Annotated in this window: 8 protein-coding genes; all 8 read left to right on the forward strand. The window is 64.0% G+C overall.

The genetic code is table 11. The features are described from left to right. Positions 1–64: 64 nt before the first annotated feature. A complete protein-coding gene (gene rpmG / locus OXN85_00340; GenBank protein MCY3598408.1) occupies positions 65–214 on the forward strand; it encodes a 50S ribosomal protein L33 in 150 nt (49 codons plus the stop codon). A 9-nt stretch (positions 215–223) separates the two neighbouring features. Then, positions 224–430, forward strand: a complete 207-nt coding sequence (gene secE / locus OXN85_00345) for a preprotein translocase subunit SecE (protein ID MCY3598409.1) — start codon at positions 224–226, stop codon at positions 428–430. Further along, on the forward strand, positions 423–1,004 hold the full coding sequence (nusG, locus tag OXN85_00350; GenBank protein ID MCY3598410.1) for a transcription termination/antitermination protein NusG: 582 nt from the start codon (positions 423–425) through the stop codon (positions 1,002–1,004). The genes secE and nusG overlap by 8 nt, the downstream gene beginning before the upstream one ends. Next, a complete protein-coding gene (rplK, locus tag OXN85_00355) occupies positions 1,004–1,435 on the forward strand; it encodes a 50S ribosomal protein L11 (protein MCY3598411.1) in 432 nt (143 codons plus the stop codon). Before nusG ends, rplK begins: the two co-directional genes overlap by 1 nt. A 19-nt stretch (positions 1,436–1,454) precedes the next feature. Further along, on the forward strand, positions 1,455–2,144 hold the full coding sequence (rplA, locus tag OXN85_00360) for a 50S ribosomal protein L1 (protein MCY3598412.1): 690 nt from the start codon (positions 1,455–1,457) through the stop codon (positions 2,142–2,144). Between the two features lie 4 nt (positions 2,145–2,148). After that, positions 2,149–2,673: a 50S ribosomal protein L10 gene (rplJ, locus tag OXN85_00365; protein ID MCY3598413.1), complete on the forward strand. Its 525-nt coding sequence runs from the start codon at positions 2,149–2,151 to the stop codon at positions 2,671–2,673. A gap of 66 nt (positions 2,674–2,739) precedes the next feature. Further along, entirely contained in the window at positions 2,740–3,114 is a 375-nt protein-coding gene (gene rplL, locus OXN85_00370) for a 50S ribosomal protein L7/L12 (protein ID MCY3598414.1), read from the forward strand. Between the two features lie 193 nt (positions 3,115–3,307). After that, positions 3,308–5,402: DNA-directed RNA polymerase subunit beta (locus tag OXN85_00375; GenBank protein MCY3598415.1), on the forward strand; the 2,095-nt coding region annotated here is incomplete at its 3' end.

Genomic DNA, 5,402 nt, shown 5'->3' on the forward strand with positions numbered 1-5,402 from the left:
CCGCGAGGGAGGCCGGACGGTGGGCGCCGGCGTCGTCACCGCCATCCACGACTAGGGAACACAAATGAGGGTTCGGATCACGCTCGAATGTGCGCGGTGCAAAGAGCGAAACTACTCGACGACGAAGAATCGGCGGACGCATCCGCAGCGGGTCGAACAGAAGAAGTACTGTCGCCGCTGCAACGGACATGAAATGCACAAGGAAACACGGTAAGGGGTTCGATTGGCCGGCATCGTCAGAAGAACCCAGGAATTCGCGGAACAGGTACAGGTCGAGATGCGTCGGGTCACGTGGCCCGACAAGGATCAGTTGCGCGGTGCAACGATCGGCATCCTGATCTTCGTGTTCATCATGGCCATCGTCATCGGGGTAATGGACTCGGTCTTCGCGGCGTCCGTGCGATTCATCGTCAGGTCGTTCGGTGGTTGAGTCCACGGGTGCGGGGGCCGCGCAGACCGGCCTTCCCGGGGACGCGCCGCGCTGGTACGCGCTGCAGACGTACTCGGGCCACGAGAAGAAGGTCAAAACCCTCCTGGAACAGAAGATCCAGGAGTATGGGGATGAGCCTCCGATCAGGGAGGTCATCGTCCCCACGCAGGAAGTCGTCGAGATCAAGGGAGGGAAGCGCGTCAAATCGACGAAGCGGCTCTACCCGGGCTACGTGCTCATTCAGATGCTGCTGGATCAGAACACGATGTACGTCGTCAACAACGTGCCCGGCGTCATCAAGTTCGTGGGAAGCGGGAAGGATCCCCAGCCGCTCAAGACCGAGGAGATGAACAAGATCCTCGGCATCGCGGATGAACTTGAGCAGGCGGGTCCCGAGACGGAGATCCCCTTCCGGCCGGGGCAGGTCGTCGAAGTCATGGAGGGACCGTTCAGCGATTTCAGCGGAACGGTGGAAGAAGTGTTTGCGGAGAAGGGCAAGGTGCGCGTGCAGGTCAGCCTGTTTGGGCGCCCGACCTCCGTTGAACTGGATTACACGCAGCTTCAGGGGTTCTGATGCCGCCGAAGAAACAGGTTACCGGATTCATCAAACTGCAGATTCCGGGGGGGCAGGCGAATCCGGCCCCGCCCGTGGGTCCGGCATTGGGCCAGCACGGCCTGAACATCATGGACTTCTGCAAGGCGTTCAACGCCCAGACGCAGCAGGAAGCCGGCACGATCATCCCGGTCGAGATCACGGTCTACAAGGACCGAACGTTCAGCTTCATCACCAAGACGCCACCGGCGGTGGAACTGCTCAAGAAGGAACTCGGTCTCGAGTCGGGTTCTGCGGTCCCCAATCGGGAGAAGGTCGGCAAGGTCACGGACGACCAGCTGCGCAGGATCGCCAGGATCAAGATGAAGGATCTCAATGCGGCCGATGAAGAGGCCGCGATGCGGATGATCGCGGGCACCGCACGATCCATGGGGATCGAGCGGGCAGACTGATCGGGAGAGATCGGGAAACATGCCGAAACACGGCAGGAAATACCGCTCCGCCGTAGAGACCGCTCCGGCGAACGGCGCGCTCGCGCCTCGCGAGGCGCTTGAGCGCGTGCAGAAAACGGCCTTCGCGAACTTCGACGAGACGGTCGAGGCCGCGATACGCCTCGGCGTGGACCCGCGCAAGGCGGACCAGATCGTGCGCGGCACGGTCATCCTGCCCGCGGGTACGGGGCGCAAGGTGCGCGTGCTCGCTCTCGTGAAGGCGGACCGGGCGGCCGAGGCGAAGGAGGCTGGCGCGGACTACGTGGGAACCGAGTACATCGAGCAGATCCAGGAGGGGTGGCTCGATTTCGACGTTGCGATCGCGACGCCGGATCTCATGAAGGATGTGGCCAGGCTGGGCCGGATACTCGGCCCGCGCGGCCTCATGCCCACGCCGAAGGCCGGCACGGTCACGATGGATGTGGGTCGGGCCGTTCGCGAGTCGAAGGCGGGCAAGATCGAATTCCGGGTGGACCGTACCGGCAACGTCCATGCGCCGATCGGAAAGGTGAGCTTCGAACTCGACCGGTTGAACGAGAATCTCGATGCGCTCATGGACGAGATCGTGCGGCTGAAGCCCGCCGCGGCGAAAGGCCGGTACGTGAAGAGCGTGACCGTGACCAGCACGATGGGTCTCGGTGTTTCCGTCGACGAGGACCTGTACCGATAGATCCATGAGACTCGAAGAAAAGCAGCGCGTCACGCAGGAACTCACTGCGCAGATCGAAGAGAGCGGGACGATCTACCTGACCGACTTCACGGGGCTGAACGTGAAGGCGATCACGGATTTCCGAACGCGGCTCCGAGACGAGGGCCTGAGCTACCGGGTCGTGAAGAACACCCTCATGAAGCGGGCGCTCGAGGATCTGGATCTCCCGGATCTGAGCGCCCATCTCGAGGGTCCGACAGGGCTCATCCTCAGCGACGCCGACCCCGTCACGCCGGCCAGAGTGCTGAAGGAATTCGCGAAAGCGAACGAGGACCGGCCGGTGGTGAAGGTCGGCGTCATCAATCGGGTGGAAACGTCGCCGGAAGAAGTGAGGCGCATCGCCGATCTTCCGTCGCGCGAGGTTCTGCTCGGCAGCATCGCGGGCGGGCTCACGGCGAGCGTCGGCGGCATCGCCGGCGCTCTGAATGCGCTCTTCCGCGACATCGCAGACATGATCGAACAGGTCGGAAGGAAGAACCAGTCCGCCTGAGGTGGGACGCATGCCCGTGACGTGCGGGCGTGCGGAATGCGTACAGGATCCAGGGAACGGAAGAACATGTCCAAAATCGACGATCTTCTGCAGCAGATCGGCTCGCTGACGGTGCTTGAAGCCGCCGAGTTGAAAGACAAAATGGAGGAAACCTTCGGCGTGTCGGCCTCCGCGCCGGTCGCCGTCGCCGCCGCTCCCGGTGGCGGAGGGGACGCCGCCGAGGAGGAGCAGACGGAGTTCGATGTCGTCCTCACGGCGGTCGGCAGCAAGAAGATCCAGGTGATCAAGGTCGTACGAGAGGTGACGAGCCTGGGTCTCAAGGAGGCGAAGGCCGTCGTCGACAACGCCCCCGGGCCCGTGAAGGAAGGCGTGTCCAAGGAGGAGGCGGAGGAGATCAAGGCCAAGCTCGAAGAGCAGGGCGCCACAGCGGATCTCAAGTAGCCACGCTGACGAGCGTGGCACGCCCCGGCGTCGATCATCCGATCGGTTCCGGACTGCGGAGGGACCGCAGCCGAGCCGATGACGCAGGGGTCCGACCTCACACCGTGCACGAATCGGCTCGACCGCTTGCGGGCGGTCCCCGGTATTCACGCATCTCCCATGTACTCGCGGGGTTCCCCGCGGGAGGTACGATTTGACGGTCAACGGCAGACCCGCGGTTTCGTTCGACAAGCTCGCCCGCCCGATGCACATGCCGCACTTCCTGGATGTGCAGCGCGAGGCGTTCGAGCGTCTGCTGCAATCGAAGACGAGGGAAGAGGAGCGTCGGGACCTCGGTCTCGAGCGGGTTTTTCGGGAGATCTTCCCGATTACGGACGTCAACGAGAACTTCTCGCTGGAGTTCGTCAGCTACTCTCTCGGAGATCCGAAGTACGAGGTCGAGGAGTGCATCGAGCGCGACATGACCTACTCCGCGCCGCTGAAGGCGCGGCTCCGGCTGGTCATCTTCGAGACGGTCGGGAAGGACGACGAGAAGCGTCCCGGCGATATCCTCGAGAAGGAAGTCTATCTCGGGGATCTGCCGCTTCTGACGGAGCAGGGAACGTTCGTCGTGAACGGAGCGGAACGGGTCATCGTAAGCCAGCTTCACCGTTCCCCCGGCGTCGTATTCGAGGAGACGCTGCATCCCAACGGCACGCGTCTCTTCTCGTCCCGGATCATCCCGTTCCGCGGATCCTGGGTCGAATTCACCCTCGACATCCACGACGTGATCCACGTTCACATCGACAAGAAGAAGAAATTCCCGGCCACCGCCCTGCTGAGGGCATTCGGCTACGGGCGGGACGTGGACATCCTTGAGTGCTTCTGCCGACGCCGGCTCGTCCGGATCGACGCGCAAGATGATGAGGAGTCATCGGCACACCGCGAGGTCACGGGCACGCTGGTGGCCCGGAGCATCGCGAATCCTGAATTCGGGGAGGATCCCGAGGCGCTGGAACTGCGGGGCTACGAGCCCGCTCCGGACGCGCCGCACTGGCTGGCGAACGATCTTCCGGACGCGGATGGTGGGGAGCCGGTGGCGGCCCTCGGCGACCGGCTCGACGCGGAGTTGGTGCAGCGCATCCTCGACGGGGAAATCACGAGCGTCGAGGTGTTCGAAGGGGAAGATGCCTTCATCGTGCGCCGCGGGGAGCTGTTGAGCGAGGAAGCCCTCGAGCGCCTCGTGCGCGCGGGCGTGTCCGAGGTCGAGGTATTCTCGAGCGCGACCTTCGTCCCGTTGCGCGGGACGTATGAGGATCTCGCGATGCGCCGCGACTGGAGTTCGAGTCCGCAGCTCGCGGCCGATGTCGTCGCCGAAGACACCGGAGAAGTCCTGGCCGAGAATGGGGCACGCTTCGATTCGAGCCTGTTCTCGAAGCTCAAGTCGGAGAAGGCGCGCGAGGCTCTGGTGTTCACGGGCGGTCCCCGCGGAGAGTCACCGCTGCTGCGCAACACGCTCGCGAAGGACCCGACGGCGAGCGAGGCGGCCGCGCTGCACTCCATTTATTCTCTCGTCCGGCCCGGCGAAGCGCCGAACCTGGCAACAGCCCGGGGCGCGCTCGATCGGCTCTTCTTCAACCCCAAGCGATACGACCTGGGTCGGGTGGGACGTCACAAGATCAACCACCGGCTCAAGGACGTGTATCGGCTACTCGGCCTCGAGATCCCCGCGGGCGATCTCGTGGTGCTGGACCCCTCCGACTTCGTGGCGATCATCCGTTACCTGGTCGAACTGCACGAGGGCCGCGGATACACGGACGACATCGACCATCTCGGGAACCGCCGCGTGCGGTCCATCGGAGAACTCATCGCGAACCAGTTTTCCGTCGGACTGTCGCGCATGGCCCGCCTGGTCCGCGAACGGATGTCGATCAACAGCGACCCCGAGAAGATCTCCATCGACGACCTCGTGAACGCGCGTACGGTGAGCGCCGTCATCCAGGCTTTCTTCGGGAGTTCGCAGCTCAGCCAGTTCATGGACCAGACGAACCCGCTCTCGGAACTGACGCACAAGCGGCGCCTGAGCGCGCTGGGGCCGGGCGGGCTGACGCGGGAGCGCGCGGGTTTCGAAGTTAGGGACGTGCACTACTCGCACTACGGCCGGATGTGTCCCATCGAGACGCCGGAAGGCCCGAACATCGGGCTCATCACGTCCGTGACCACGTACTCCCGCCTCAACGAGCTGGGCTTCCTCGAGACCCCCTACCGCAGGGTCGTCAACGAGCGGGTCTCCCAGGATGAAATCGTCT

This window comes from Candidatus Palauibacter australiensis, assembly GCA_026705295.1.
Lineage (GTDB): Bacteria > Gemmatimonadota > Gemmatimonadetes > Palauibacterales > Palauibacteraceae > Palauibacter > Palauibacter australiensis.

What these genes read in the sequence shown, in the direction of transcription:
- rpmG (MCY3598408.1), top strand. Translation starts at nt 65, where the DNA reads ATGAGGGTTCGGATCACGCTCGAATGTGCGCGGTGCAAAGAGCGAAAC.
- rplK (MCY3598411.1), top strand. Translation starts at nt 1,004, where the DNA reads ATGCCGCCGAAGAAACAGGTTACCGGATTCATCAAACTGCAGATTCCG.
- rplA (MCY3598412.1), top strand. Translation starts at nt 1,455, where the DNA reads ATGCCGAAACACGGCAGGAAATACCGCTCCGCCGTAGAGACCGCTCCG.
- rplJ (MCY3598413.1), top strand. Translation starts at nt 2,149, where the DNA reads ATGAGACTCGAAGAAAAGCAGCGCGTCACGCAGGAACTCACTGCGCAG.
- rplL (MCY3598414.1), top strand. Translation starts at nt 2,740, where the DNA reads ATGTCCAAAATCGACGATCTTCTGCAGCAGATCGGCTCGCTGACGGTG.